General features: G+C 46.7%; 1 pseudogene. It reads right to left on the bottom strand.

Annotation, left to right across the window (positions count from 1 at the left end):
• Positions 1 to 38: 38 nt before the first annotated feature.
• Positions 39 to 259, bottom strand: a pseudogene (locus SB658_RS25170) (dipicolinate synthase subunit A); the annotation flags it as partial.

Raw genomic sequence — 259 nt, 5'->3', positions numbered from 1 at the left:
AGTTAAGCCAAAGCCGATTCTTTTCCCTTTTAATGTTGTCATGATTCCATCCCCCTTTTTTCCTCTGCAAGTTCACATAAGAGCCCAGAAAGCACTTTTGCAATGATTTGCCCTGCTGTCTTTGGCGCAACAATTCCCGGAAGTCCAGGTGCAAGAAGCGCCTTCACTCCGTGTTTTTGTGCAAAGTCAAAGTCTGTTCCTCCTGGGCGGGAGGCAATATCCAAAATGAGTGTCTTTGGTGTCATGCTGACGATGACAG

Origin of the sequence: Bacillus sp. SIMBA_008 (genome assembly GCF_046535495.1) — a bacterium.
Lineage (GTDB): Bacteria > Bacillota > Bacilli > Bacillales > Bacillaceae > Bacillus > Bacillus subtilis.
This window is presented reverse-complemented; position numbering and strand designations above follow the sequence as displayed.